Source organism: Streptomyces sp. NPDC003038, from assembly GCF_040611115.1.
Classification (GTDB): domain Bacteria; phylum Actinomycetota; class Actinomycetes; order Streptomycetales; family Streptomycetaceae; genus Streptomyces.
In genome coordinates this window covers 219208-245669 of the sequence record NZ_JBEXNN010000009.1, presented here as the reverse complement: position 1 = coordinate 245669, position 26462 = coordinate 219208, and the positions used below count along the sequence as shown (strand labels likewise).

Genomic DNA, 26462 nt, shown 5'->3' with positions numbered 1-26462 from the left:
TGAGGCGTTCTTGCGTACCCCTCCGCGCTTCCGCGGGGGGGTCTTACTTGCGCATGACCTCCGGCTCGTGGCGGCGCAGCAGACGGGCCACGGCGAAGCCGCAGACGATGCCGAGCAGCAGCAGGATGGTGATGTTCAGGCTCCACTGGCCGACCGTGGCGTCCCAGAGCGGGTCGGTGTTGGTCGGGTTCTCGCGGTCCCACGGCGGCATGAGCTTGCCGAGGTTCAGCGTGGTGCCCGCGGCGGCGACGGCCCAGCGGGACGGCATCAGCCAGGCGAACTGCTCCAGGCCCGGCGAGTCGTACACCTGGAAGAGGATGCCGGTGAAGACGACCTGGACGATCGCGAACATGACCAGCAGCGGCATGGTCTTCTCGGACGTCTTGACCAGCGAGGAGATGACCAGGCCGAACATCATCGAGGTGAAGCCGAGGGCGATGACCGAGAGGCAGAGCTCGACGGCCGGCGGCATCAGCAGGCCCTCGGTGGGCAGGTCGCGCGGGAAGAAACCGATCCCGCAGATGATCACACCCTGGATGGCCGTGATGATGCCGAGGACGATCACCTTCGACATGAGGTACGCGGACCGGGACAGGCCCGTCGCGCGCTCACGCTCGTAGATGACGCGTTCCTTGATCAGCTCACGGACCGAGTTGGCGGCGCCGGAGAAGCACATGCCGACCGCGAGGATCAGCATGATCGTGCCGGCGTCGCCGTTGAACTGGGACGGCGGCGTCGGCGGCGCGAGGCCGAAGGTCGCGGGGATGACCGTGGAGACCACGCCCAGGACCGCCGGCAGGATCAGCATCAGGCCGAGGAAGCCCCGGTCGGAGGCGATCACCGAGACGTAGCGGCGGATCAGCGTGATCAGCTGGGAGCCCCAGGCCTGCGGCTTGGGCGGCTGCATCTGCTGCACGCTGGGCTGGACCGACTGCGGGGCGACCGCGTCGATGTCGGCGGCGTACAGCTGGTAGTGCTGCGAGCCCTTCCAGCGGCCCGCCCAGTCGTAGTCGCGGTAGTTCTCGAAGGCGGAGAACACGTCGGCCCAGGTGGTGTAGCCGAAGAAGTTCAGCGCCTCGTCCGGGGGACCGAAGTACGCGACCGAACCGCCCGGGGCCATGACCAGCAGCTTGTCGCAGATGGCGAGCTCGGCGACCGAGTGGGTGACGACGAGGACCGTACGGCCGTCGTCGGCGAGGCCGCGCAGCAGCTGCATGACATCGCGGTCCATGCCCGGGTCGAGACCGGAGGTCGGCTCGTCCAGGAAGATCAGCGACGGCTTGGTGAGCAGCTCCAAGGCCACGGACACGCGCTTGCGCTGACCACCCGAGAGCGAGGTGATCTTCTTGTCCTTGTGGATGTCGAGCTTGAGCTCGCGCAGCACCTCGTCGATGCGCGCGGCGCGCTCGGCCTCGGCGGTGTCGCCGGGGAAGCGGAGCTTGGCCGCGTACTTCAGGGCGGTGCGGACGGTCAGCTCCTTGTGCAGGATGTCGTCCTGCGGGACCAGGCCGATGCGCTGGCGGAGCTCCGCGAACTGCTTGTACAGGTTGCGGTTGTCGTAGAGGACGTCGCCCTGGTTGGCCGGCCGGTAGCCGGTCAGCGCCTTGAGCAGGGTCGACTTGCCGGAGCCGGAGGGTCCGATGACGCCGATCAGCGACTTCTCCGGGACGCCGAAGGTGACGTCCTTGAGGATCTGCTTGCCGCCGTCGACCGTGACCGTGAGGTGGCGGGCCGAGAAGGAGACGTCACCGGTGTCGACGAACTCCTCGAGGCGGTCGCCGACGAGCCGGAACGTCGAGTGGCCGACGCCGACGATGTCGTTCGGACCGAGGAGCGCGGTGCCGGACTTGGCCAGCGGCTGACCGTTGACGTAGGTGCCGTTGTGGCTGCCGAGGTCGTGGATCTCGAAGCGCCCGCCGGGCATCGAGCGGAACTCGGCGTGGTGCCGGGAGACCTGGAGGTCGGAGACGACCAGCTCGTTCTCCAGGGCACGGCCGATCCGCATGACGTGGCCCAGCGAGAGCTGGTGGAACGTCGTCGGGCTGCGGTCGTTGTAACCGGGCGTCGCGCCCTGCGCGGGGCGGGACGGCGCGGGGCCGCCGCCCTGCTGGTGCGGGAGGTGCGCCTGTGGCTGCTGCGCGTGCTGCTGTTGTGGTGCGTGCTGCGGCTGTACGTACTGCTGTTGCGGCTGTGCGTGCTGCTGCGGCTGTGCGTGCTGCTGCCGGTCCCAGGCCTGCTGCTGGGGCTGCTGCTGCGGAGCCTGGTACGCCGGGGCCTGCGGCGCGGCGTAGGCCTGCGCCGGAGCCTGCTGAGGCTGCTGGGCCACGGCCTGCTGCGGCGCCGCGGCAGCGACGGGATTCAGCCGCGGGCCGTCGGTGGCGTTGCCCAGGTAGACCGGCGTACCGGGCACGAGCTCGGTCTGCTGGACCCGAGCGCCGTGCACATAGGTGCCGTTGGTGCTGCCGTGGTCTTCAATGCCCCAACCCCGGCCGTTCCAGGTGATGGTGGCATGGCGCCACGACACCCTCGCGTCATCGATCACCACATCTCCCTGGGGATCACGCCCCAGCGAGTACGACCTGGACGGATCAAGCGTCCAGGTCCTTCCGTTCAATTCCAGTACGAGTTCCGGCACTCCAGCCCCACTTATGGTCCCCCGAGAATCCCCCTGACGTCAGGGAGTCTAGGGATGGCGAACATCCGGGGGAACTATTTCAGGCCCAGGGCCACATGTGGAATCCGGGCCTTGCCGCGGTGCCTGCGCCTGCCCGTTGACGGGGTCGAAAGCCACCCGGAGAGTGCGATACGGGACTTCTCACCCGGCCGTCCCGTTCTCCCCGCGTCTTCCCGCGCTCGCTGCGCACCGGGCGCGCCCGTGGCGAGCCCGTCGCTCCCGGGTGGTCGCGGTGGCGGCCCTGCTCGGCGCCGCGGCTGCCTGCGCCCCCGGTGACGACGGGGACCCGGCCCCGGGGGGCTCGGCGTACTGCTCCCGGATCGCAGCGGCGACCTGATCGAGGCCCGGGCCCGGCTCGGCCCAGGCCGCATCGGCGGTGGTGGCAGCCGGGCTGGCCGCGACGTCGTGGGCGGCGCTGGGTGACGCGCGTCCCGGCGCGTGCCGGGGGCGGCGCCGTCTTTGCCCCTCCCCCCTTGCCGCGGCCGCCACCGGATACACGGGGTGACCGCCGGGACCGCCGGTCTGCCACCGGCCGGCGCCGGGGAGGCGCCCCGCGCGGAGCCGTGTGAGCGGCGCGTTCGGGAAGCGGCGACGCCCGCAGGGTGGGACGGGGGTCCACCTGCGGCGGAAGGGAAGATACGGTGAGAGGACCATGAGCGCTTCGCAGACCTCCGAGGTCCCCACCCTCCTCGTCAAGATCTTCGGCAAGGACCGTCCCGGGATCACCGCCGGGCTGTTCGACACCCTCGCCGCCTACTCCGTCGACGTGGTCGACATCGAGCAGGTCGTCACCCGCGGCCGCATCGTCCTGTGCGCCCTCGTCACCGCACCCGTAGGCGGCGCCGAGGGCGAGCTGCGGGCCACCGTCCACAGCTGGGCCGAGTCGCTCAAGATGCAGGCCGAGATCCTCTCCGGCACCGGTGACAACCGGCCGCGCGGCAGCGGCCGCTCCCACGTCACCGTGCTCGGGCACCCGCTCACCGCCGAGTCCACGGCAGCCATAGCGGCCAGGATCACCGAGACCGGCGGCAACATCGACCGCATCTTCCGCCTCGCCAAGTACCCGGTGACGGCCGTCGAGTTCGCCGTCTCGGGTTGCGAGACCGAGCCGCTGCGCACCGCGCTGGCCACGGCCGCCGCGCACATCGGCGTGGACGTGGCCGTGGTCTCGGCCGGGCTGCACCGCCGGGCGCAGCGCCTGGTCGTCATGGACGTGGACTCGACGCTGATCCAGGACGAGGTCATCGAGCTCTTCGCCGCGCACGCCGGCTGCGAGGCCGAGGTCGCCGAGGTCACCGAGCGGGCCATGCGCGGCGAGCTGGACTTCGAGCAGTCGCTGCACGCCCGGGTGGCGCTGCTGGCGGGCCTGGACGCCTCGGTGGTGGACAAGGTCCGCTCCGAGGTGCAGCTGACGCCGGGGGCCCGGACCCTGATCCGCACGCTCAAGCGGCTCGGCTACCAGGTCGGTGTGGTCTCCGGCGGGTTCACCCAGGTGACGGACGACCTGCGGGAGCGGCTGGGGCTGGACTTCGCCTCTGCCAACACCCTGGAGATCGTCGACGGGAAGCTGACCGGACGGGTCACCGGCGAGATCGTGGACCGGGCGGGCAAGGCCCGGCTGCTGCGTCGCTTCGCCGCGGAGGCCGGCGTACCGCTGGCCCAGACGGTGGCCATCGGCGACGGCGCGAACGACCTGGACATGCTGAACGCGGCCGGGCTGGGCGTGGCCTTCAATGCCAAGCCGGTGGTCCGCGAGGCCGCGCACACCGCGGTGAACGTGCCGTTCCTGGACGCGGTGCTGTACCTGCTCGGGATCACCCGCGAAGAGGTCGAGGCCGCCGACCTCGGCTGACCCGTACGACGTGAGCGGGCCCCGGCAGCCGGTGCGGCTGCCGGGGCCCGCTCACGCGCCCGGTCAGTGGTCCTTGGGGGTCCAGAAGTCCAGCAGTGTGCCCACTCCGTGCTCCAGGGACTTCCACGAACCGGTGAAGGAGACGATGGCGAGCGAGGCGGTCGGGAATCCCGTACGGGTCATCCGCGCCAGGGTGTCGCCCTCCGAGCGCCCGGAGAGGGCGTCGGCGAGGGCGTGCATGCCCGGGTTGTGGCCGATGACGAGGAGGTCGGTGACGTCGTCGGAGGTCTCGTTCAGCAGGGCGATGAGCTCGCCCAGCGAGGCGTCGTAGAGCCGCTCCTCGTACGCGGTCTTGGGCCGGTGCGGCAGCTTCTGGACGGCGAGCTTCCAGGTCTCACGGGTGCGGGCGGCGGTGGAGCACAGGGCCAGGTCGAAGGAGATGCCGGTTTCGGCGAGCTTCAGACCGGCGGCCGGCGCGTCGTGGCGGCCTCGCTCCGCCAGCGGGCGGTCGTGGTCGGACACCGGGGGCCAGTCGGCCTTGGCGTGCCGGAGGAGAGTGATCCTGCGGGGTGTGTCGGCGCTCATGACTCCCAGCTTCGCATGAAACGAGCCATGGGGCGCAAGGTGTTGGGCGCCCCACCCGGGGGTGTGCGGGGCGCGCGGGCGCGCCGCGGTTCAGCCGACGGCGCGCAGCAGCCGTTCGATGACCTGGGCGAGTGCGGAGGTCTCACCGGTGGCTGGGTGGGCCTCGCCGGATCCGGCGAGGAGCAGCAGGAGGCCGAAGGCGAGCGCGGGCAGGGCCAGGGCCCACCAGTGCAGCCGGGTACCGGCGCCGGCCACCGCGCCGGCGCGGTGGCCGGACGGGAAAGGGCCGGACCGGAGAGGGCCGGACGGGAGGGAGCGGGTGTGCGTGGGGGCCGACATGGCCGCCTCCGTGGGTGTGCGGACGGGACGGGCTCGCTGCCGTCGAATCTATGGATCCGAAGACGCTGTTCCCATCCGGGGCGCACCCCACTTCACCCTGAGCCTGGCCCCCTAGGGGTGGGTGGGGTTAGCCCCCCCCACCTCCGGCAAGCGCTGCCGAGCTCTGGCGGGCCGGGCCGGTGCCTCCGGCCCGTCTCACGGTGCGGCGATCGTCGCGATGACGGCGATGATCACGGTCACGGCGAGCATCGCGCCGAGCACGATGCCGAGCTTCTTGTGGCTGTTCTGGGGGTTCGGTTCGAGTACGGGCGACATGCCCATCAGTTTCGCATGCCGCATTCGTCCTCGATGGTGCGGTCCCGGCCGGCCAGGATGCCCAGGGCGATCTGCGGGACCAGCAGTCCGGCCATCAGGGCGAGCGGCAGGTCCCAGCCGCCGCTGTGCTGGTAGAGGGTGCCGATGAGCAGCGGCCCGGGGATGGAGATGAGGTAGCCGGTGCTCTGGGCGAAGGCGGAGAGCTTGGCGACGCCGGCCGGGGACTTGGCGCGCAGCCCGATCAGGGTGATGACGAGCGGGAAGGCGCAGTTGGAGACGCCGAGCAGGAGCGCCCAGGCCCAGGCACCGGCGGCGGGGGCGAGGTAGAGCCCGAGGTAGCCGGCGAAGCCGAAGAGGCCGAGGACGGCGGCGATGGCGCCCTGGTTCTTCATCCGGCCCGCCAGACCGGGGATGACGAAGGCGAGCGGGACACCCATGACCATGGTGACGGCGAGCAGCACTCCGGCGGTGGAGGGCGAGACCCCGGCGTCGCGGAAGATCTGCGGGAGCCAGCCCATGGTGATGTACGCGCCGGTGGCCTGGAGGCCGAAGTAGCCGCCGAGGGCCCAGGCGGTGCGGCTGCGCAGGACCCGCGGGCCCGCGTCGGTCCGTACGCCGGTCCCGGAGCCCGCGTCCACGGCGGCGCGCTCGGCACGTCCGGCCCGCTCGGCGCGCTCCGCCCGGCGGGAGGCGCGGGCGATGGGCAGCCAGGGCACTACGGCGATCAGCGCGAGCACGGCCCAGATCCCCAGGCCGGTGCGCCAGCTGCCCCCGAGGGCGGCGGTCATCGGTACGGTCGCGGCCGCGGCCAGCGAGGTGCCGGCGGCCAGCGCCATGGAGTACAGGCCGGTCATCGTGCCGACCCGGTCCGGGAAGTAGCGCTTGACGATCACCGGGAGCAGGACGTTGGCCAGGGCTATGCCGGCCAGGGACAGGGCGCTGGCGGCGAGGAACCCGGCGGCGTTGGTCGCGAAGGAGCGGATCAGCAGGCCCGCGGCGACGGCGGCCATGCCGGCGCAGACGACGGGCGCGGGGCCGAACCGGCGGGAGAGCCGCGGTGCGGTGACACCGAAGACGGCGAAGCAGAGGGCGGGAACGGAGGTGATCAGTCCGGCGACGGTACCGCTCATGCCGAGGCCGGTGCGGGTCTCCTCGAAGAGGGCGCCGAGGCTGGTGATGGCGGGCCGCAGGTTGAGGGCGGCCAGCACGATCCCGACGATGAGCACCGGGCCGAGCCACGTGGGGGCTGCGGCGGTGGTGGTGAGGTGTTGGTCGGCGGCCGGGTGGTTTCCTGGACGCCGCGCGGCCGACGGCCGGTTCATGGTCTGGATTTCATCGTCGGGCATACGACCATCATAGAATCATGGGATGATTGGCTGTCCAATCGACCGGTGCCGCCGATCGCCGGTGCCGCTCCCCGAGCGAACCGCCGGGCCCACCGCCGGGCCCACCGCCGCAGAGAGGAACCCATGCCGCTGACCTCCCCACGGCGCTCCGCGCTCGTCGACCAGGTGATCACGCAATTGCGCAATCAGATCACCTCCGGCGAATGGCCCGTCGGTGCCCGTATCCCCACGGAGCCGGAGCTGGTGGAGCTGCTCGGCGTCGCCCGCAACACCGTCCGCGAAGCCGTACGGGCCCTCGCGCACAACGGCCTCCTCGACATCCGGCAGGGCTCGGGGACGTACGTCATCGCCACCAGCGAGATGGCGGGCGTGATGCACCGCCGCTTCGCCGGGGCCGACCCGCGGCACATCGCGGAGCTGCGCTCGACCCTGGAGTCCTCGGCGGCCCGGCTGGCGTCGGAGCGGCGCAGCGAGCGGGACCTCGTACAGCTGGACGCGCTGCTGACCCGGCGCGAGGAGGCCTGGGCGAGCGGGGACGCGGAGCGGTTCGTGGCGGCGGACGTGAGCCTGCACATGGCGGTGGTGACCGCCTCGCACAACGACGTGCTGATCGAGCTGTACGCGGACCTCGGGGAACTGGTGGCCGACTGGCTGCGGGCCGATGTCGGCACGGAGCTGGATCCCGCCTCCCACCTGGACCACGCCCGGCTGATCGAGGCCATCCGGCGGGGCGACGGGGACGCGGCGGCCTCGGAGGCGGCGGGGTATCCGTTCGCCTGCCTCGGCAAGAGCGGGGACGAGGGCCGGCGCGAGAGCCGGGGCGAGGGCCTGGACGAGAGCCTGGACGAGGGCCGGGGCGAGGGCCGGGATCAGAACCGACCGCGCGGCCAGGGGCAGGCGTAGCGGTCACGGCCGCTGGTGGCTGACCCACGCCGAGCGGACTTCCTTCCAGCAGCGGCTGACGAGCTCGACCCGCCCGGCCGGTCCGATGGCCACGGCGGCGCTGTCCCCGTCCACGTCCCACCAGCGGTCGCACTCCACGTGCAGCCGCACCAGGTCGGTCTCCGGATAGCCGTTGTGGCAGTACGCCGTCACCTGCGACCCCTCGATCTCGGTGTCGCAGTCGGCACCGAAAAGGTCCCGGGAGGCGGAAGGCGCGGGCTGTGCGGGTGGCTCGGCGGGGATCTCGGCGAGCTCCACGACGGCCGGGGCGCCCCTCTCGGGGCCGGGTACTCCGTCGTTGTCCGCGGGCTCGGCGACCGCTCCCGGGACCAGTAGTCCGGTCAGGATCACGGAGGTGACCAGGAGCGATACCGCTCGGCTCGGCCTCGGGTGCACTCCGTACCTCCTCCCCGCAGGAGCCGAGAAGATCCCGGCTCGGCCAGTTTGCAGGCATCTGTCCCGGTTTTCGACTCGGGAAGTTCCGGTCGCACGGCGAACATCTGGTCGAGTACTCGGCCGCCGCCCCCGCCAGGGCCCGTGAAAACGGCGGCGGCCGCGCCTCCCGGAAGGGGAGCGCGACCGCCGCCGTACGGACGCAGGGGCCGTCAGGACACAGGAGCCGTCAGGCACCCATCGCGTGCAGGCCGCCGTCCACGTGGACGATCTCACCGGTGGTCTTCGGGAACCAGTCCGACAGCAGGGCCACGACGCCCTTGCCCGCCGGGACCGGGTCGCTCATGTCCCATTCCATCGGGGAGCGGTGGTTCCAGACGTCCGCCAGCTCGGAGAAGCCCGGGATGGACTTCGCGGCCATGGAGCCGATCGGGCCCGCCGAGATCAGGTTGCAGCGGATGTTCTGCTTGCCCAGGTCACGGGCGATGTAGCGGCTGGTGGCCTCCAGCGCGGCCTTGGCCGGGCCCATCCAGTCGTACTGCGGCCACGCGTACTGCGCGTCGAAGGTGAGGCCGACGACCGCGCCGCCCTCGCCCTCCGGGAACAGCGGCAGGCAGGCCATGGTCAGCGACTTCAGGGAGAACGCCGAGACGTGCATCGCGGTGGCGACCGACTCGAACGGGGTGTTCAGGAAGTTGCCGCCGAGGGCGTCCTGCGGTGCGAAGCCGATGGAGTGGACGACGCCGTCGAGGGCGCCGAGCTCGGCGCGGACGAGGTCCTCCAGGCGGGCCAGGTGCTCGGCGTTGGTGACGTCGAGCTCGATGACCTTGGCGGGCTTCGGCAGCTTGCGGGCGATGCGCTCCGTCAGCGTCGGCCGCGGGAAGGCCGTGAGGATGATCTCGGCGCCCTGCTCCTGGGCCAGCTTGGCGGTGTGGAAGGCGATGGACGACTCCATCAGCACCCCAGTGATGAGGATGCGCTTGCCGTCGAGAATTCCGCTCATGGTGATCAGTGACCCATGCCCAATCCGCCGTCAACGGGAATGACGGCTCCGGTGATGTACGCGGCGTCGTCGGACGCCAGGAAGCTGACGGCCGCCGCGATCTCCTCGGGCCGCGCGTAGCGGCCGAGCGGCACCTGGCCCACGATGCCCGCGCGCTGCTCGTCGGTGAGCACCTTCGTCATGTCGGTGTCCACGAAGCCGGGGGCCACCACGTTGAAGGTGATGTTGCGGGAACCGAGCTCCCGGGCGAGGGACCGGGCGAAGCCGACCAGCGCGGCCTTCGAGGCCGCGTAGTTGGCCTGCCCGGCCGAGCCCAGCAGTCCGACGACCGAGGAGATCAGGACGACGCGGCCCTTCTTCGCACGGAGCATGCCACGGTTCGCGCGCTTGACGACACGGAAGGTGCCGGTGAGGTTGGTGTCGACGACCGACGTGAAGTCTTCCTCGGACATCCGCATCAGCAGCGTGTCCTTGGTGATGCCGGCGTTCGCCACGAGCACCTCGACCGCGCCGTGCGCGTCCTCGATCTGCTTGTAGGCCTGCTCCACCTGCTCGGAGTCGGTGATGTCGCAGCGGACCGCCAGCACGCCGAGGGAGGTGAGGGCCTCCGGTGGCTCCCCCGACCGGTATGTGATCGCGACCTTGTCTCCGGCTTCCACGAAGGCACGGGCGATGGCGAGGCCGATGCCCCGGTTTCCTCCGGTGACGAGAACCGAGCGGCTCAACGGATCACCCTTTCGCTAGCAGTCTGAATACCAAAAACCTATAGGTCGTATCCCCCGGACGGAGAATCGGGCTCCGACAGCGCCTCGGGACGGGCTCTGTCGAATCCCTACAGAAAGAGGTAGGCACGAGAGCGCCGGGCGCGACATGATCGAGGCGACCGGCCCCGACCACGGGAGGACTTCCGTGCCCCATTCCATCGACGCGGCTTTCACCGCACTGCCCTTGCGGGCACTCGCCGACGCGGCGCTCGCCCGGGCGCGTGCGCTGGGCTCCGAGCACGCCGATTTCCGGCTGGAGCGGATTCGCAGCGCCTCTTGGCGGCTGCGGGACGCCAAGCCCTCCGGCGCGTCCGACATCACCGACCTCGGGTACGCGGTCCGTGTGGTGCACGGGGGCAGTTGGGGGTTCGCCTCCGGTGTGGACCTGACCATGGACGGCGCCGCCAAGGTGGCCTCGCAGGCCGTGGCCATGGCGAAGCTGTCGGCCCAGGTGATCAAGGCCGCGGGCTCGGACGAGAGGGTGGAGCTCGCCGACGAGCCGGTGCACTCCGAGCGGACCTGGATCTCCGCCTACGACGTGAACCCCTTCGAGGTGCCGGACGCGCAGAAGGCGGCGCTGCTTGCCGACTGGAGCGCGCGGCTGCTGGCGGCCGACGGGGTCGCGCACGTGGACGCCTCGCTGCTCGCCGTCCACGAGAACAAGTTCTACGCCGACACCGCGGGCACCTCGACCACGCAGCAGCGGGTCCGCGTGCACCCGCAGCTCACCGCGGTCGCCGTGAACGGCACCACCGGCGAGTTCGACTCGATGCGCACGATCGCCCCGCCGGCCGGGCGCGGCTGGGAGTACCTGACCGGCACCGGCTGGGACTGGGACGCCGAGCTGGAGCAGATCCCCGGCCTGCTGGCCGAGAAGATGCGGGCGCCGAGCGTCCAGGCGGGCCGCTACGACCTGGTCGTCGACCCGTCGAACCTGTGGCTCACCATCCACGAGTCCATCGGCCACGCCACCGAGCTCGACCGGGCACTGGGCTACGAGGCGGCGTACGCGGGGACCTCCTTCGCCACCTTCGACCAGCTGGGCAAGCTGAAGTACGGCTCCCCGATCATGAACGTGACGGGTGACCGCACCGCCGAGCACGGTCTGGCGACGGTCGGCTTCGACGACGAGGGCGTCGAGGCGCAGAGCTGGGACCTGGTCAAGGACGGTGTGCTGACCGGCTACCAGCTGGACCGGCGGATCGCGAAGCTGACCGGCCTCGGGCGCTCCAACGGCTGCGCCTACGCCGACTCGCCCGCCCATGTGCCCGTACAGCGCATGGCGAACGTCTCGCTCCAGCCGGATCCGGGCGGCCTGTCCACCGAGGACCTGATCGGGGGCGTCGAGCGCGGGATCTACGTGGTCGGCGACCGTTCCTGGTCGATCGACATGCAGCGCTACAACTTCCAGTTCACCGGGCAGCGGTTCTTCCGCATCGAGAACGGCCGGCTGGCCGGGCAGCTGCGCGATGTCGCGTACCAGGCCACGACCACCGACTTCTGGGGCTCGATGGAGAAGGTCGGCGGCCCGCAGACTTACGTGCTGGGCGGCGCCTTCAACTGCGGCAAGGCCCAGCCGGGACAGGTCGCGTCCGTCTCGCACGGCTGCCCGTCCGCGCTGTTCCGCGACGTGAACATCCTGAACACCACGCAGGAGGCCGGGCGATGACCCCGTCGATTCGCATCAACAAGCCGCACGAGATCGTCGAGCGGGCCCTGGAACTGTCCACCGCCGACGGCTGCGTCGTCATCGCCGACGAGGAGTCCACCGCCAACCTGCGCTGGGCCGGCAACGCGCTGACCACCAACGGCGTCACCCGGGGCCGGACCCTGACGGTCATCGCCACGGTCGACGGCAAGGAGGGCACGGCCTCGGGGGTCGTCTCGCGCTCCGCCGTCACCGCCGCGGACCTGGAGCCGCTGGTCCGGGCCGCCGAGGCGGCCGCCCGCGGAGCGGGGCCCGCCGAGGACGCCCAGCCGCTGGTGACCGGGACCCCCGCGTCGCCCGACTTCCGCGACGCCCCGGCCGAGACCTCCTCGGCGGTGTTCACGGACTTCGCCCCGGCCCTCGGCGAGGCCTTCGCCCGGGCCCGCGCGGGGGGCAGGGAGCTGTACGGCTTCGCCAATCACGAGCTGGTCTCCACGTACGTCGGCACCTCGGCGGGCCTGCGGCTGCGCCACGACCAGCCCAAGGGCACCCTGGAGCTCAACGCCAAGTCCCCGGACCGGGGGCGCTCGGCCTGGGCCGGCCGCTCGACCCGGGACTTCAAGGACGTCGACCCGACCGTGCTGGACGCGGAGCTGGCCGTCCGCCTGGGCTGGGCCGAGCGGAAGATCGACCTGCCCGCCGGGCGGTACGAGACCCTGCTGCCGCCGACGGCCGTGGCCGACCTGCTGATCTACCAGATGTGGTCGGCGGTGGCCCGGGACGCGGTGGAGGGCCGGACGGTCTTCTCCAAGCCCGGCGGCGGTACCCGGATCGGTGAGAAGCTGTCCGGGCTCCCGCTGACCCTGCGCAGCGACCCGCACGCGCCGGGCCTGGAGTCCGCGCCGTTCGTGATCGCCCACAGCTCCGGCGACGACGCCTCGGTGTTCGACAACGGGCTTCCGATCCCGGCGACCGAGTGGATCCGGGACGGCGAGCTGGCCCGGCTGCTGACCACACGGCACAGCGCCGGCCTGACCGGGCTGCCGGTCTCCCCCGGCTTCGGGAACCTCATCCTGGACGCGGGCGGCGACCAGTCGCTGGAGGAGATGGTCGCGGACACCGAGAGGGGTCTGCTGCTGACCTGTCTCTGGTACATCCGCGAGGTCGATCCGGCCAGTCTGCTGCTCACGGGGCTGACCCGGGACGGCGTCTACCTGGTGGAGAACGGACAGGTCGTCGGCGAGGTCAACAACTTCCGGTTCAACGAGTCCCCGGTGGACCTGCTGTCGCGGGCCTCGGAGGCCGGCCGGACGGAGAAGACCCTGCCGCGCGAGTGGAGCGACTGGTTCACCCGGGCCGCGATGCCCGCGCTGCGCATCCCGGACTTCAACATGAGCTCGGTCAGCCAGGGTGTCTGACCCACCTAGACTGAAGGACGCAATTCCATCATTCGAAGGAGCCGAGAGACCGTGACGGACATCGTCGACGAACTGAAGTGGCGCGGGCTCTTCGCCCAGTCCACCGATGAAGAAGCGCTGCGCAAGGCGTTCGCGGACGGTCCTGTCACGTTCTATTGCGGCTTCGACCCGACCGCGGCCTCGCTGCACGTGGGGCACCTGGTGCAGGTGCTCACCATGCGCCGGCTGCAGCTGGCCGGAAACCGTCCACTGGCGCTGGTCGGCGGGGCCACCGGCCAGATCGGTGACCCGCGGCCGACCGCCGAGCGCACCCTGAACGATCCGGCGACGATCGCGGAATGGGTGAACCGGCTGCGTTCTCAGATCGAGCCGTTCCTGTCCTTCGGGGGCGAGAACGCCGCGGTCATGGTGAACAACCTGGACTGGACGGCGGGCATGTCCGCCATCGAGTTCCTGCGGGACATCGGCAAGCACTTCCGCGTCAACAAGATGCTGACGAAGGACTCGGTCGCCAAGCGGCTGGAGTCCGACCAGGGCATCAGCTACACGGAGTTCAGCTACCAGCTGCTCCAGGGCATGGACTTCCTGGAGCTGTACCGGCGCCACGGCTGCGTGCTCCAGCAGGGCGGCTCCGACCAGTGGGGCAACCTGACCGCCGGTCTCGACCTGATCCACCGGGTCGAGCCGGGCGCCGTCGTGCACGCGATGGCGACCCCGCTGATGGTCAAGGCGGACGGCACCAAGTTCGGCAAGACCGAGGGCGGGGCCGTCTGGCTCGACCCGGAGATGACCACGCCGTACGCGTTCTACCAGTTCTGGCTGAACGTGGACGACCGGGACATCTCCACGTACATGCGGATCCTGTCCTTCCGGAGCCGCGAGGAGCTGGAGGCCCTGGAGGCGCAGACCGCCGAGCGGCCGCAGGCACGCGCCGCCCAGCGGGCGCTCGCGGAGGAGCTGACGACGCTGGTGCACGGCGCCGACCAGTGCGCCGCCGTGATCGCCGCGTCGAAGGCGCTGTTCGGCCAGGGCGAGCTGGCGGAGCTGGACGAGGCCACGCTGGCCGCGGCCCTGTCCGAGCTGCCGCACGCCAAGGTCACGGAGCTCACCTTGGTGGTCGACCTCTTCGTCGAGGTCGGTCTGGTCGCGAGCAAGTCGGCCGGGCGCCGGACCGTGAAGGAGGGCGGGGCCTACGTGAACAACGTGAAGGTCACCGCCGAGGACGCGGTCCCCGCCAAGGAGGACCTGCTGCACGGGCGCTGGCTGGTGCTGCGCCGCGGCAAGAAGAACCTGGCCGCGGTGGAGGTCACGGGCTGACGGCCCGGCGGCCCGAGGGGCGCGCGCCGGAGGGGCCGGCACGGACGCGCATGTCCGTACCGGCCCCTCCGTCGCGCCGGCGCCCTGTCAGGCCGCCCGCCTCTTGCCTCTGAGCGCCATGTAGACCATGTCGCCGACTCCGACGATCAGGACGGCTCCGGCCAGTTGCAGCAGGTGCCGGATCCAGTCGATGCCCTTGGTGTCGGCGACCCCGATCCAGGTCGCCACGGCATTGCCGAGGACACCGCCGATGATTCCGAAGATCACCGTCAGCCAGAGGGGCTGGTGCTGCCTGCCCGGCAGGATCGCCCGGGCAATCAGGCCCAGCACCAAACCGACGATGATCGCCCACAACCAATGCATGTCGCCTCCTCAAGGCGCGATGTGCGCATGTCCGGCCAGTCTCGGCCCACTCGACACGGGCCGCATTTCGGACAGGGCCATTGGGTACACCCCGCCTCCCAGCGGGCGGGGAGGCGGCGTACGGTGGAAGGGTCCGGGCCGGGGTGCGTCCGGCGGCTGATCGGGTGGTGGAGCATGGAACGGAAGAAGCGGCAGAAGCGGAACGGGGCCGAGGTCTTCCGGATCACCGGCGCACGGATGGGGCTCGCCGAGGACGTGCGGGGCCGCCAGCGGCGCTATGTCATCTCGATGGTCATCAGGACCCTGTCGGTCATCGCGACCGTGGTCCTGTGGAACGTGCAACGCCCGGTGGCGATCGTGACGCTGGTCGCCGGGGCACTGCTGCCCTACATCGCCGTGGTCATCGCCAACGCCGGGCGCGAGTCGGCACCCTCGCTGCCGTCGCACTACATCCCGACTCCCGTACACCCCGCTCTGGGTCCGGGAAACCTCAAGAAAAGCTCAGATCAATCATGACGTTCCAGTGCACCGCACCGGGTCGTGCGTGACATACTGCCTACGCGCTCCGCATCCCCCGTCGGAGCGACGGACCGACGCCGGGCAGCTCCCCCCGTGGCTGCTCGGCGTCGTTTTTCCGTTGGCGGGGTTTGTAGGGTTGAGGCGTGAACTCCCCTGAGACCCCCGACTCCCCTCACACCGACGCGCCCACCTGCTCTGCCAAGGGCTGCCGCGACGCGGCCGTCTGGGTCCTGGCGTGGAACAACCCGAAGCTGCACACCCCGGAGCGCCGCAAGACCTGGCTGGCATGCGAGGAACACCGCGAACACCTCTCCCAGTTCCTGGGGGTCCGCGGTTTCCTCAAGGACGTCGTGAAGCTAGCCGAGTGGGTGCAGCCGGAGGGATCGGGGCGCGAGCGCTGAGCGATGCCCGGGAGCGGCCGGCGGGTCAGCCGCCGATCGCGGACATCGGGCGGTCGGGCTGGAGGAAGGAGGACGGGTCGTCGAGGCCGGAGCCGGCCTTCTTGCCCCACATCGCCACCTTCCACAGGCGGGCGATCTCCTCGTCCGCGGCGCCCGAGCGAAGGGCGGCGCGCAGGTCCGACTCCTCGGTGGCGAAGAGGCACGTGCGTACCTGGCCGTCGGCCGTGAGCCGGGTACGGTCACAGGCGCTGCAGAAGGGGCGGGTGACCGAGGCGATGACGCCGACGGTCGCCGGGCCGCCGTCGACCACCCAGCGCTCGGCCGGCGCGGAGCCGCGCTCGTCGGCGCCTTCCTCGGTGAGCGTGAAGCGGGTGCGCAGGGACTGCAGGATGTCGCCGGCGGTGATCATGCCGTCGCGCTTCCAGCCGTGCTGCGCGTCGAGCGGCATCTGCTCGATGAAGCGGAGCTCGTACTCGTTCTCCACGGCCCAGGCCAGCAGGTCGGGGGCTTCGTCCTCATTGAGCCCCGGCATGAGGACGGCATTGACCTTGACGGGGGTGAGACCGGCCTCGCGGGCCGCGGCCATGCCGTCGATGACGTCCTGGTGCCGGTCGCGGCGGGTGAGGGTCTTGAAGACCTCGGGCCGCAGGGTGTCCAGGGAGACGTTCACCCGGTCCAGGCCGGCGGCCTTGAGCGCCCGGGCGGTGCGCTTGAGGCCTATTCCGTTGGTGGTCAGCGACATCTGGGGCCGCGGTTCCAGCGCCGCGCACTGCTCTACGATCCCGACGAGACCGGGCCGGAGCAGCGGCTCGCCGCCGGTGAAGCGGACCTCGGTGATGCCGAGCCGGGTCACGGCGATGCGGATCAGCCGGACGATCTCCTCGTCGCTCAGCAGATCGGACTTGCCGAGCCACTGCAGTCCCTCCTCGGGCATGCAGTACGTACAGCGCAGATTGCACCGGTCGGTCAGCGAGACACGCAGGTCAGTGGCCACGCGGCCATAGGTGTCGAGAAGCACTGTGGGCCCCCTCCCCTGTCCGGATCTGTAGAGGTTTCACGTACGTTCACGCAGGTTCACGCAGCGTTGGATCGAATGCGTGCGCTGTATTCGAGCCTACGCGACGCCTGTGACATGTAGAGGTCCCCGAACGAACGAGACGGGACGCGGCCGCGTCGTAGGGACGTACGACGCGGCCACGCTGGGTGTTCGGACGAACTCGTGGAGCCCGCGTCAGTGGGCCCCGGTGCCGGTCAGGGAGCGGACCTCCAGCTCGGCGAACTTCTGCGGGTCGGCCTTCTCCTTCGACAGGAGCGTCCCCAGCCAGCCGAGCAGGAAGCCCAGCGGGATGGAGATGAGGCCGGGGTTCTCCAGCGGGAACCAGTAGAAGTCGGCGTCCTTGAACATCGAGGTGGGCTTGCCGGACACGACGGGCGAGAACAGCACCAGGACGACCGACGAGATCAGGCCGCCGTAGATCGACCACAGCGCACCCCGGGTGGTGAAGCGCTTCCAGAAGAGGCTGTAGAGGATCGTCGGCAGGTTGGCGGAGGCGGCGACCGCGAAGGCGAGCGCGACCAGCCCCGCCACGTTCAGGTCGCGGGCGAGTGCGCCGAGCCCGATGGCGACGGCGCCGATGACGACGGTGGACCAGCGTGCCGCGCGGACCTCCTCCTTCTCGGTGGCCTTGCCCTTGCGAATCACGTTCACGTACAGGTCGTGCGCGAAGGACGAGGAGGAGGCGAGGGTCAGACCGGCGACCACCGCGAGGATGGTGGCGAAGGCCACCGCGGAGATCACGGCGAGGAGGATCGCGCCGCCGGTGGAACCGGCGCCGCCGCCGATCTCCTGGGCGAGCAGGGGGGCCGCGGTGTTGCCGGCCTTGTTGGAGGCGAGGATGTCTGCCCGGTTCAGCAGGGCTGCGGCGCCGAAACCGAGGGCGATCGTCATCAGGTAGAAGGCGCCGATGATGCCGATGGCCCAGTTCACGGACTTACGGGCGGCCTGGGCGGTGGGAACCGTGTAGAAGCGGATCAGGATGTGCGGCAGGCCGGCGGTGCCCAGGACGAGGGCGAGGCCGAGCGAGATGAAGTCCAGCTTCGAGGTGGAGTCCTGGCCGTACTTGAGTCCCGGCTCAAGGAACTTGACGCCCTGGCCGCTGTTCTCGGCGGCCTTGCCCAGCAGGTCGGAGATGTTGAAGTTGAACTTCAGCAGCACCAGGAAGGTGATCAGCAGGGCGCCCGCGATGAGCAGGACGGCCTTGATCATCTGGACCCAGGTGGTGCCCTTCATACCGCCGATGGTCACGTACAGGATCATCAGTACGCCGACCAGCGCGACGACGGCCACCTTGCCGCCGTCGCTGGTGATGCCCAGGAGCAGGGAGACCAGCACGCCGGCGCCGGCCATCTGGGCGAGCAGGTAGAAGATCGAGACCACGATGGTGGAGGTGCCGGCGGCGGTACGGACGGGCCGCTGGCGCATCCGGTACGCGAGGACGTCGCCCATCGTGTAGCGGCCGGAGTTGCGCAGCGGCTCGGCGACGAGCAGCAGGGCGACCAGCCAGGCGACGAGGAAGCCGATGGAGTAGAGGAAGCCGTCGTAGCCGAAGAGCGCGATGGCTCCGGCGATGCCGAGGAAGGACGCGGCGGACATGTAGTCGCCGGAGATGGCGAGGCCGTTCTGGAAGCCGGTGAACTGGCGGCCGCCCGCGTAGAAGTCGGCGGCGTCCTTGGTCTGGCGGCCGGCCCGGATCGTGATGATCAGGGTGGCGACGACGAAGAGTCCGAAAAGTGTGATGATCAGCGGCCGGTGCTCGGTGGCGCCCGCGGCGACCGTCGTCAGGTGGAGGGTGCTCGTGCCGGTGCTCATTCGCCGGCCTCCATCCGCGCCTTGATGGCCGCGGCCTTGGGGTCGAGCTGGGCGGCGGCGTGCCGCGAGTACAGCCAGGCGATGAGGAAGGTCGTCGCGAACTGGGCGAGGCCGAAGACGAGGGCGACGTTGATGTTGCCGAAGAGCTTGGTCCCCATGAAGCCGCCCGCGTAGTTGGACAGCAGGACGTAGAGCAGGTACCAGGCGATGAAGGCCACGGTGAGCGGGAAGGCGAACGAACGGTAGGAACGGCGTAGTTCGGCGAACTCGGCGCTCTGCTGGACGCTCGCGAACGCTTCGTCCGAGGGGCTCGCCGGCGGCGTTCCCGCGCCGCCCGGCGGCGGCGCTGCTTCGGTGGTCACGGGGGAATCTCCTTGTGACGCTGGTGCGGTGGGGACGACGGACAAAACAACCTCCGTGTAGGGGGGCGCGGTGCTGATCCCCCCTGTCAACGGCACGGTCGGCGTGTCGCGACGGTTCAACACCCACTGTTTCTTTGGAAACTGATTTCTCGAACTGATGGCGTAGAGGGGAACGCGAGCGCTAGGTTCGCCTGTCATGCACCGTCCGTCGCGACCGCGCCCGGACGGCTTTTTCAAGGATGATGTGGAGAACCCATGGCGCATCTGGGGTCACGTTCCGTCAAGAAGCAGAGCCGCGCTCTCGCCGTACCGGTCGGCCTGGTGCTCACCGCCTCGCTCGCCTTCCTGCCCTCGGTGACGGCATCCGCCGCTCCGCTGGGCAACACGGCGGACGCGGCGGCGGCCTCGCGGCCCGACACCTCCGGCCCCAAGATGTCGTACGTGGCGAACCTGTCCGCGTACGGCACCGTGAAGCAGGCGAAGAAGGCCATCGAGCGGGCCGGTGGAACGGTGGTGACGGCCTATGAGCAGATCGGGGTCGTCGTCGCACATTCCCAGAACCCGGAGTTCGCCAAGCAGCTGCGGACCCAGCGCGGTCTGTTCGTGTCGGTCGGCGCCACCCGTACGGCCCCCCTCAAGTCGGTGCAGACCACCGAAGAGGGCACCACGCAGCAGCTGAGCGCGGCGGACGCCGCCAAGGCGGCGGCGCAGGCCGAGCCGGGGCAGGAGCCGCTGGAGCCCAACCAGTGGGACCTGCGGACGATCAAGGCCGACGAGGCTCACAAGATCAACGATGGCAGCCCGGACGTCACCGTCGGCATCATCGACACGGGCGTGGACGACACCCACCCCGATCTCGCCCCGAACTTCTCCAAGGAGCAGTCCGCCAACTGTGTCGGCGGTGTCGCGGACACCTCCGAGGGCGCCTGGCGCCCGTACGCCGACGGCAGCGACCACGGCACCCACGTGGCCGGCACCATCGGCGCCCCGCGCAACGGGGTCGGCGTCAGCGGTGTGGCGCCCGGTGTGAAGATCTCCGCGATCAAGGTGAGCGAGCCCGCGACCAGCCTCTTCTTCACCGAAGCGGTCGTCTGTGGCTTCATGTTCGCCGCCGAGAAGGGGATCGAGGTGACCAACAACAGCTACTACGTCGACCCCTGGTACTTCAACTGCAAGACGGACGACGACCAGAAGGCGCTGGTGGAGGCCCTCGGCCGGGCGAGCAAGTACGCCGAGCGCAAGGGCGTGCTCCACGTCGCCGCGGCGGGCAACTCGAACATGGACCTGGCCGCCGACTCGATCGTCGACGACTCCAGTCCGAACGACACCACCCCGGTGCCGCGCACCATCGACCCGAGCGTCTGCCTGGACCTGCCGACGCAGCTGCCCGGCGTCGTCACGGTCACCTCGACCGGCGACAAGGGTCTGCGGTCGTACTACTCCAACTACGGCCTGGGCGTCGCGGACGTGGCCGCCCCCGGCGGCGACAAGTGGCAGGTCCCGGCCACCCCGGACGCCAACGGCCGGGTGCTGTCGACCGTCCTGGACGGCGGCTACGGCTACAAGCAGGGCACCTCGATGGCCGCGCCGCACGTCGCCGGTGTCGCGGCGCTCCTCAAGAGCGCGCACCCGTCGGCGACGCCGTCGCAGCTCCAGGCGATGCTGAAGGGCCAGGCCACCAAGACGGCCTGCCCGGCTCAGATCTACAACAGCGCGGGCGTCCTGGTCGACGCCACCACCTGTGAGAGCAAGTGGGGCCAGACCGGCTACTACGGCTACGGCGTGGTCGACGCGCTCAAGGCCGTGAAGTAACCGGCTCGGTACGCCGTACGCGGGGTACGTGAGGGGGCCGGGCGGGGATCTCCCCGCCCGGCCCCCTCCTCGTACGCCTGAACGTCAGAGCTGGATCAGCACCTTGAGCGCGCTGCGGTCGTCCATCGCGCGGTAGCCGTCCGGTACCTCTTCCAGGGAGACGGCCCGGTCGAAGACGGGCGAGGGGTCGATCGCGCCGCTGAGCACGTCCTCCAGCAGCTCCGGGATGTACGCGCGGACCGGGGCGACGCCGCCGCGCAGGGTGATGTTGCGGTCGAACATCACACCGAGGTCGAGGCCGGTGCCGCTGCCGTGCGGGACGCCGACGTAGCCGACCGCCCCGCCGTCGCGCGTGATGTTCACGGCCGTGCGCATGGACTGCTCGGTGCCGACCGCCTCGATGACGGCGTGCGCGCCCCGGCCGCCGGTCAGTTCACGGACGGCCGCCTCGGCCGCCTCGCCCCGCTCGGCGACGATGTCGGTGGCCCCGAAGAGCTTCGCCACGTCCGTACGGGCCGTGTGGCGGCCCAGTGCGATGATCCGCTCGGCACCGAGGCGCTTGGCGGCCAGGACGCCGCACAGGCCGACCGCGCCGTCACCGACGACGGCGACCGTGGAGCCCTTGCGCACGCCCGCGCCGAGCGCGGCGTGATGGCCGGTGCCCATGACGTCGGAGAGCGCGAGCAGCCCGGTGAGCAGGGCGTCGTCGGAGGCGGCCGCGGTGGGGAGCTTGACCAGGGTGCCGTCGGCGTGCGGGACCCGGACGGCTTCGCCCTGGCCTCCGTCGTGGCCGACCGAGCCCCAGAAACCGCCGTGCTCGCAGGAGGTGTAGAGACCCTCGGAGCAGTAGTCGCAGGTGCCGTCGGACCACATGAAGGGCGCGACGACGAGGTCGCCCGCGCGCAGCGCGGACACCGCGGAGCCGGTCTCTTCGACGATGCCGAGGAACTCGTGGCCGATCCGCTGCCCCGGCTGGCGCTTGGCTTCACCTCGGTAGGCCCAGAGGTCGCTGCCGCAGATGCAGGCGCGCAGGACGCGGACGACGGCGTCCTCGGGACGCCGGATCGCGGCGTCGGGCACCTCCTCCACGCGGATGTCGTGCGGGGCGTGGATGACGGTGGCGCGCATGGTGGTGCAGTCCTCCGGTTCAGGGATCGTTCAGTCGTCGCTTTGTGTGGGTTGTATGCCTTGTGGGCCTTGTGGGCCTTGTGCGACTTCCCTACGGTACGCCTGCTCGCGCGCCGTCACGCCCGTGGCCAGGAGGTACTGGGCGGCCAGGTACGTGGCCATGATCCAGAAGTCCGGGCGGGGCGGCTGCGGCCACTCGGCGACCCCGGTGGCGATGAGCGTGTCGGAGATCAGGAAGAGCGCCCCGCCGATCCCGGCGCGCGGGCCGAGGGCGCTGGAGCGGAAGGCCATGGCGGTGAGCAGCAGGCTGTAGCCGGCGACGGGGACGCGCAGGCCCGCCGGCAGGTCCGTCCACATCAGGCCCACCGTGCCGAGGAGGGCGACGGCGTACGCCCCGCCGAGCAGGGCGTACGCGCCCCGCTTGCCGAAGAGCACGAGGTAGCAGACGTGTCCGGCGGCGAAGGAGCCCATGCCGATGAGGAAGGCGGCCTCGGCGTCGAAGAGCAGGGCCAGGTCACCGCCCCACCCGAACAGCAGGGCCGCGACCAGCAGCCGGGGTGCGCCGCGGGTGACCGCGTGGGCGACCAGCAGCGGCATCAGCAGGGGCTTGAAGATGAGGTGGCCGAGGTGCCAGTCGGCCAGGAGCGAGCCGAGGTCTGCGGCGGCCGCGACGGCGAAGGCGACGAGCAGGACCCGGGCGGCGCCGCCGGTTCCGTCGCCCGCGGGGCGGGCCCAGGAGGGCGTACGGGATGCGGTGGCGCTCACGCGGCGGGCTCCGGAGCCGTCTGCCCGGAGGAAGCCGAGGGGGACGACCGGTCCGCGGGGGCCGCCGCGCTCGCCGCGGCCCCGGCGCCAACGGCGGTCGCTGCCGGTTGCCAGCCGGGACCGCGGAAGACCCGTCCGGCGCGCTCGCGCCAGCTGGTGGCGGCTCGTACGTCCCGGGCGATGGCGACGTACTCGTGGGTGGCGACGCGCAGCGGGTTGTAGGTGTCGATGTTCTTCGTCAGCCCGAAGACGGGCCTTTCGGTCTCGCCCACCCAGGAGCCGAACATCCGGTCCCAGATGATCAGGATCCCGGCGAAGTTGCGGTCCAGGTAGCCGCCTTGGGAGGCGTGGTGCACGCGGTGGTGGGAGGGGGTGTTGAAGACGTACTCGACGGGGCGCGGGAGGGTGCCGATGCGCTCGGTGTGGATCCAGAACTGGTAGACGAGATTGACGGAGTAGCAGAACGCGACCGCGGCCGGGTGCACGCCGAGGGCGATCATCGGCAGGTAGAACGGCCAGGAGGTGGCGCTGGTCCACGGCTGGCGCAGGGCGGTGGTGAGGTTGAACTTGCGGCTGCTGTGGTGCACGACGTGGCACGCCCACAGGATGCGGATGACGTGGTGGCCGCGGTGCTGCCAGTAGTAGAGGAAGTCCTGCGCGAGGAGCATCAGCAGGACGGTCCACCACAGGACGGGCACGCGCAGCGGGGTCAGCTCGTAGACGGCGGTGTAGATGGCGAGGACCGGGATCTTCCAGAGGAGGTCGAAGACCAGGCTGCCGAGTCCCATGCCGATGCTGGTGACGGCGTCCTTGGTCTCGTACCCGGCGGCGTCCTCGTCGGGATGGATCCGGTAGCTCACCATCTCCACGACGGTGAGCAGCACGAAGGCGGGTATGGACCACAGCACGACATCGGGCAGGTTCGGCATGTCCGCACCATAGAGGCGGCTCCAGGGGTGCCGCTAGGGGTTGTTACCGTTCGGTATTCATCGGTGTTACCGACGGTTCGCGCGGGGCGGCGCCGGCCGGGAGCCGGCGCCGGTGCGGCCCGAGCGGCGATGCCGTGGGCCGCACCGGCGGGCAGACCGGAGGGGATGTCACCGCAGCCGCGGCGTCACCAGACGCGGACCGAACCGCCGCGGGCGAACGTGGGGCTGGTGGCTCCCTCGGGGATCGCCGTCAGGGGCTTCGCGATCTCCGAGACCAGCGGGCCGTGTTCGGCGGCCACCGCGTCCAGGAGGGTGAGGTCGAAGCCGTAGACGCGAGCCGCGTTGCCGCCGGCCATCGCGGCCACCTCCGCGCGCGGGAGGCCGGCGTAGGCGATGCGCAGGCCCTCGCGGGAGAAGGGGGTGGTGCCCTCGTCGTGGGGGTAGTCGCTGCCCCACATGATCTTGTCGAGGCCGATGCGTTCCCGGAGCGGGACCTCGTGGGGACGCATGAAGCTCGCTCCCACGAAGCAGTTGTCCCGCCACACCTCGCTGGGCGCCTTGCCCATGGACCGCGCGAGGCCCGCGCCGAATTTGGCCTCGGCGGTGGCCGATGCCGCGACCAGGCGGCCGTGGTAGTAGTCCAGCATCTCCAGCACGCCCGGGATCCAGCCGGATCCCTGCTCCGTCAGGACCAGCTTGAGTCCCGGGTGACGGTGGAAGGCGCCGCCGAAGACGAGGTGCCACAGGGCGCGGTGGGAGAACCAGGTGGTCTCCACCATGAACACCGCGCGGGCCGCCGGTTCGTCGCCGAGCGGCGGGGACGCCGAGCCGCCGTGGTGGTTGACGGGGACGTCGAGTTCGGCGCAGACCGCCCAGATGGGGTCGTAGGAGGCGGAGTACAGCTCGGGGATTCCGCTGCCGGGCGGGGCGCCGGGGAGCAGGATGCCGCCGGTGAGGCCGGCCTCCTTCGTGCGGCGGATCTCCTCGACGGCCTGGTCCACGTCGTTGAGGAGGATCTGGGCCACTCCCGCCCGCCGGCCGGGGGCGTCCGCGCAGAAGTCAGCCAGCCAGCGGTTGTGGGCCCGCAGCCCCGCCCAGCGGAGCTGGAACTCCGCCGCCGTCGGCGCCGGGGCCATCAGGGAGGCGCTCGGGAAGAAGGGAGGGATCGTGTTGGGGAAGAGGACTTCCGCGACGATGCCGTCCGCTTCGAGCTCGGCCAGGCGCCGGGCCGAGTTCCAGTTGCGGTCCGCCGTGTCCGCCAGGAGGTCCTCGTACGGGTTCACGTACGTGGCGGCCCAGGCGTCGAAGTCCTCGTGGTACCGCTTCTCCAGGTACGGCTTGTAGTCCAGCAGGTCGGCGCCCGCGTGGCAGTCCGCCGAGATGACCGTGTAGCGGTCCGCCGCACCGCTCATCCGCCCACCCCCACTACCGGGAAGTCGTGGCCGGTCAGCCAGTGGCGGCCCACCTCGCGGGAGCGGGCCCAGGAGGCCTCCACGGCCGCCTGGTCCGCGGGCTGGCCCAGCTCGGCCGGGGTCGGGCCGATCCGGCGGGCGATCGGGGCCAGTTCGGCGGTGTCGAAGCCGAAGACCTCGGCCGCCGCCAGCCCGAGCATCCGGCGGGTCTCCGCGACCGGGATGTCGTGGAAGGTGTTCTTCAGCCAGGTGCGGGTGGCCGGCCAGGTGCCCTCGGGGTGCGGGAAGTCCGAGCCCCACAGGATGTTGTCCACGCCGATCTCGTAGCGCTGCGCGAGCTCCCGCCGTTTGGTGTTGGTCGCGCAGATGAACACCTGCCGGTCCAGGTACTCGCTCGGCGGCCGCTTCAGCTCCTCGAACGGTGACAGCTTCTTTCCGCCGTGCGCGCCGAGGTAGAGGCGGTCCATGAACCACAGTTGGTTCGGCAGCCACCAGCAGCCCGACTCGGCGACGCCGAACCTCAGGCCCGGGTGCCGCTCGAAGACCCCCGACCAGAGCAGGAACCACAGCGGGCGGGCCGGCCACCAGGTGACCTCGGAGACGAAGATGCCGAGGTGGTCCCCGTACTCGTGGCGCGGCGAGGAGCCCGAGTGGGTGACGACCGGCATCCGCGTCTCGGCGGCCGCCGCCCACACGGGGTCGTAACGGCGGTCGTGGTAGGGCGCCTTGTCCACCCACATCGCGGGGATCATCAGCGCGCCCAGCCCGGATTCCTTGGCCCGGTGGATCTCCGCGACCACCTTCGACGACTCGCCGGTGATGGGGAGCAGGGCCACGCCGCAGTGGCGCTCGGGACGGGCGGAGACGAACTCCGCCAGCCAGCGGTTGTGCGCCTGCGCGCCCGCCATCCCGAGCTCGGGGTCCTGGTCGCCGGAGAGGCCGAGGCCCACCCCGAAGGGGGCGGCGGTCTGGCTGTCGACGGCGTCCGCGTCGGGGAAGACGACCTCGGCGGCCACGCCGTCGCCGTCGAGTTCCTTCAGGCGCTGTCCCGTGTCCCAGCCGCCCTTGAGGCCTTCCTCGTGGTCGCGGAACCATTTCTCGGCGAAGGCCTCGTTGCGGACGCCCAGGCGGGTGGCCTCCTCACGGCGGGCGTCGCGCTGGCCGAGGAACTCGTCGAACCGGCGGTGGAAGCGGGATTCCAGGTAGGGGCGGTACTGCTCCGTGGGCAGGCCCGCGTGGCAGTCGGAGGAGATGATCAGGTACGGGTCTTCGGCCGGGTCTTTCGCGTACGTGTCAGGCACGGCTG

At 70.9% G+C, this 26462-nt stretch carries 25 protein-coding genes; 8 read left to right on the top strand and 17 right to left on the bottom strand.

Annotated features, from left to right (window positions below):
• Positions 1 to 43: 43 nt before the first annotated feature.
• Positions 44 to 2635, bottom strand: coding sequence for an FHA domain-containing protein (locus tag ABZX75_RS15010; RefSeq protein WP_355410578.1), 2592 nt, complete (start codon positions 2633 to 2635; stop codon positions 44 to 46).
• Positions 2636 to 3326: 691 nt separating this feature from the next.
• On the opposite strand from ABZX75_RS15010, the gene serB reads away from it, so the two are divergent.
• Positions 3327 to 4526, top strand: a complete 1200-nt coding sequence (gene serB / locus ABZX75_RS15005; RefSeq protein ID WP_355410577.1) for a phosphoserine phosphatase SerB — start codon at positions 3327 to 3329, stop codon at positions 4524 to 4526.
• Between the two features lie 63 nt (positions 4527 to 4589).
• Here serB and ABZX75_RS15000 read toward each other — a convergent pair whose 3' ends face one another.
• The 4 genes from ABZX75_RS15000 to ABZX75_RS14985 form a co-directional block, all read right to left on the bottom strand.
• Entirely contained in the window at positions 4590 to 5111 is a 522-nt protein-coding gene (locus ABZX75_RS15000) for a histidine phosphatase family protein (protein WP_355410576.1), read from the bottom strand.
• 90 nt (positions 5112 to 5201) lie between these two features.
• On the bottom strand, positions 5202 to 5450 hold the full coding sequence (locus tag ABZX75_RS14995) for a hypothetical protein (protein WP_355410575.1): 249 nt from the start codon (positions 5448 to 5450) through the stop codon (positions 5202 to 5204).
• A gap of 195 nt (positions 5451 to 5645) precedes the next feature.
• Positions 5646 to 5771 (bottom strand): SGM_5486 family transporter-associated protein, encoded by a 126-nt coding sequence (locus ABZX75_RS14990; RefSeq protein WP_355410608.1) that lies wholly within the window; start codon positions 5769 to 5771, stop codon positions 5646 to 5648.
• Positions 5771 to 7111, bottom strand: coding sequence for an MFS transporter (locus ABZX75_RS14985; RefSeq protein WP_355410574.1), 1341 nt, complete (start codon positions 7109 to 7111; stop codon positions 5771 to 5773). Before ABZX75_RS14985 ends, ABZX75_RS14990 begins: the two co-directional genes overlap by 1 nt.
• Before the next feature lie 123 nt (positions 7112 to 7234).
• Between ABZX75_RS14985 and ABZX75_RS14980 the strand changes: the two genes are divergently transcribed.
• The gene (locus tag ABZX75_RS14980) at positions 7235 to 8014 is read left to right on the top strand and encodes a FadR/GntR family transcriptional regulator (protein ID WP_355410573.1); all 780 of its coding nucleotides are present in this window, start codon (positions 7235 to 7237) and stop codon (positions 8012 to 8014) included.
• Between the two features lie 3 nt (positions 8015 to 8017).
• Here the strand turns inward: ABZX75_RS14980 and ABZX75_RS14975 are convergent, their stop codons facing one another.
• The 3 genes from ABZX75_RS14975 to fabG all read right to left on the bottom strand — a co-directional run bounded on the left by ABZX75_RS14975 (position 8018) and on the right by fabG (position 10174).
• Entirely contained in the window at positions 8018 to 8311 is a 294-nt protein-coding gene (locus ABZX75_RS14975) for a hypothetical protein (RefSeq protein WP_355410607.1), read from the bottom strand.
• Positions 8312 to 8675: 364 nt separating this feature from the next.
• Positions 8676 to 9449: an enoyl-ACP reductase FabI gene (gene fabI, locus ABZX75_RS14970; RefSeq protein WP_355410572.1), complete on the bottom strand. Its 774-nt coding sequence runs from the start codon at positions 9447 to 9449 to the stop codon at positions 8676 to 8678.
• A gap of 5 nt (positions 9450 to 9454) precedes the next feature.
• Complete coding sequence (fabG, locus tag ABZX75_RS14965; protein ID WP_355410571.1) at positions 9455 to 10174, bottom strand: 3-oxoacyl-[acyl-carrier-protein] reductase; 720 nt, start codon at positions 10172 to 10174, stop codon at positions 9455 to 9457.
• 184 nt (positions 10175 to 10358) lie between these two features.
• Between fabG and ABZX75_RS14960 the strand changes: the two genes are divergently transcribed.
• The 3 genes from ABZX75_RS14960 to tyrS are packed head-to-tail and all read left to right on the top strand — an operon-like array spanning position 10359 to position 14596.
• On the top strand, positions 10359 to 11882 hold the full coding sequence (locus tag ABZX75_RS14960; RefSeq protein ID WP_355410570.1) for a TldD/PmbA family protein: 1524 nt from the start codon (positions 10359 to 10361) through the stop codon (positions 11880 to 11882).
• Positions 11879 to 13279, top strand: a complete 1401-nt coding sequence (locus tag ABZX75_RS14955) for a metallopeptidase TldD-related protein (RefSeq protein ID WP_355410569.1) — start codon at positions 11879 to 11881, stop codon at positions 13277 to 13279. Before ABZX75_RS14960 ends, ABZX75_RS14955 begins: the two co-directional genes overlap by 4 nt.
• Positions 13280 to 13330: 51 nt before the next feature.
• On the top strand, positions 13331 to 14596 hold the full coding sequence (gene tyrS, locus ABZX75_RS14950) for a tyrosine--tRNA ligase (protein ID WP_355410568.1): 1266 nt from the start codon (positions 13331 to 13333) through the stop codon (positions 14594 to 14596).
• An 87-nt stretch (positions 14597 to 14683) separates the two neighbouring features.
• On the opposite strand, the gene ABZX75_RS14945 is transcribed toward tyrS, so the two are convergent.
• A complete protein-coding gene (locus tag ABZX75_RS14945; protein WP_355410567.1) occupies positions 14684 to 14959 on the bottom strand; it encodes a GlsB/YeaQ/YmgE family stress response membrane protein in 276 nt (91 codons plus the stop codon).
• 174 nt (positions 14960 to 15133) lie between these two features.
• Between ABZX75_RS14945 and ABZX75_RS14940 the strand changes: the two genes are divergently transcribed.
• Together ABZX75_RS14940 and ABZX75_RS14935 are read left to right on the top strand one after the other, a co-directional pair.
• Positions 15134 to 15475 carry a DUF3099 domain-containing protein gene (locus tag ABZX75_RS14940; protein ID WP_355410566.1) on the top strand — a complete coding sequence of 114 codons (342 nt, stop codon included), beginning with the start codon at positions 15134 to 15136 and terminating at the stop codon, positions 15473 to 15475.
• Between the two features lie 146 nt (positions 15476 to 15621).
• Entirely contained in the window at positions 15622 to 15879 is a 258-nt protein-coding gene (locus tag ABZX75_RS14935) for a hypothetical protein (RefSeq protein WP_355410565.1), read from the top strand.
• Positions 15880 to 15904: 25 nt separating this feature from the next.
• Here the strand turns inward: ABZX75_RS14935 and moaA are convergent, their stop codons facing one another.
• The 3 genes from moaA to ABZX75_RS14920 form a co-directional block, all read right to left on the bottom strand.
• Positions 15905 to 16897, bottom strand: coding sequence for a GTP 3',8-cyclase MoaA (gene moaA, locus ABZX75_RS14930; RefSeq protein ID WP_355410564.1), 993 nt, complete (start codon positions 16895 to 16897; stop codon positions 15905 to 15907).
• Positions 16898 to 17110: 213 nt separating this feature from the next.
• Positions 17111 to 18748, bottom strand: coding sequence for a cation acetate symporter (locus ABZX75_RS14925; RefSeq protein WP_355410563.1), 1638 nt, complete (start codon positions 18746 to 18748; stop codon positions 17111 to 17113).
• Entirely contained in the window at positions 18745 to 19110 is a 366-nt protein-coding gene (locus ABZX75_RS14920) for a DUF485 domain-containing protein (RefSeq protein ID WP_355410562.1), read from the bottom strand. The genes ABZX75_RS14925 and ABZX75_RS14920 overlap by 4 nt, the downstream gene beginning before the upstream one ends.
• Before the next feature lie 255 nt (positions 19111 to 19365).
• Here ABZX75_RS14920 and ABZX75_RS14915 point away from each other — a divergent pair, with 255 nt between their 5' ends.
• Positions 19366 to 20922, top strand: coding sequence for a S8 family serine peptidase (locus ABZX75_RS14915; RefSeq protein WP_355410561.1), 1557 nt, complete (start codon positions 19366 to 19368; stop codon positions 20920 to 20922).
• Positions 20923 to 21006: 84 nt separating this feature from the next.
• On the opposite strand, the gene ABZX75_RS14910 is transcribed toward ABZX75_RS14915, so the two are convergent.
• The 5 genes from ABZX75_RS14910 to ABZX75_RS14890 all read right to left on the bottom strand — a co-directional run bounded on the left by ABZX75_RS14910 (position 21007) and on the right by ABZX75_RS14890 (position 26457).
• Positions 21007 to 22050, bottom strand: a complete 1044-nt coding sequence (locus tag ABZX75_RS14910) for a zinc-dependent alcohol dehydrogenase family protein (RefSeq protein WP_355410560.1) — start codon at positions 22048 to 22050, stop codon at positions 21007 to 21009.
• A 30-nt stretch (positions 22051 to 22080) separates the two neighbouring features.
• The gene (locus ABZX75_RS14905; RefSeq protein ID WP_355410559.1) at positions 22081 to 22815 is read right to left on the bottom strand and encodes a lysoplasmalogenase; all 735 of its coding nucleotides are present in this window, start codon (positions 22813 to 22815) and stop codon (positions 22081 to 22083) included.
• On the bottom strand, positions 22812 to 23744 hold the full coding sequence (locus ABZX75_RS14900; RefSeq protein WP_355410558.1) for a sterol desaturase family protein: 933 nt from the start codon (positions 23742 to 23744) through the stop codon (positions 22812 to 22814). The genes ABZX75_RS14905 and ABZX75_RS14900 overlap by 4 nt, the downstream gene beginning before the upstream one ends.
• Positions 23745 to 23929: 185 nt before the next feature.
• Positions 23930 to 25156: an amidohydrolase family protein gene (locus ABZX75_RS14895; protein ID WP_355410557.1), complete on the bottom strand. Its 1227-nt coding sequence runs from the start codon at positions 25154 to 25156 to the stop codon at positions 23930 to 23932.
• Positions 25153 to 26457, bottom strand: coding sequence for an amidohydrolase family protein (locus ABZX75_RS14890; RefSeq protein ID WP_355410556.1), 1305 nt, complete (start codon positions 26455 to 26457; stop codon positions 25153 to 25155). Before ABZX75_RS14890 ends, ABZX75_RS14895 begins: the two co-directional genes overlap by 4 nt.
• Positions 26458 to 26462: the final 5 nt, after the last annotated feature.